Origin of the sequence: Bacillus sp. B1-WWTP-T-0.5-Post-4 (assembly GCF_009183795.1) — a bacterium.
In the GTDB taxonomy this organism is placed as follows: Bacteria; Bacillota; Bacilli; order Bacillales; family Bacillaceae_G; genus Bacillus_A; species Bacillus_A cereus.
Genome location: NZ_WEIJ01000048.1, coordinates 1 through 329, shown reverse-complemented (window position 1 = coordinate 329; position 329 = coordinate 1). Strand labels below are relative to the sequence as shown.

The following is a 329-nucleotide window of genomic DNA, read 5'->3' as shown; positions in this document are numbered from 1 at the left end:
TCGGCGTTAGTCCCGTCCTTCATCGACTCCTAGTGTCAAGGCATCCACCGTGCGCCCTTTCTAACTTAACCAAACTAAAAATTAAAAAATATGAGCTACACTGTTATCTAGTTTTCAAAGAACATACATTTATATATGAGAGATAGTTCTCTCAAAACTGAACAAAACGAAACACGGAAACTTATATTGATGAACAGCGTTCATCAATTCTCCATAGAAAGGAGGTGATCCAGCCGCACCTTCCGATACGGCTACCTTGTTACGACTTCACCCCAATCATCTGTCCCACCTTAGGCGGCTGGCTCCAAAAAGGTTACCCCACCGACTTC

At 43.5% G+C, this 329-nt stretch carries 1 rRNA gene; it reads right to left on the bottom strand.

Annotated elements, in window-relative coordinates:
* Positions 1–217: 217 nt before the first annotated feature.
* A 16S ribosomal RNA gene (locus tag GBN91_RS28650) occupies positions 218–329 on the bottom strand; the annotation flags it as partial.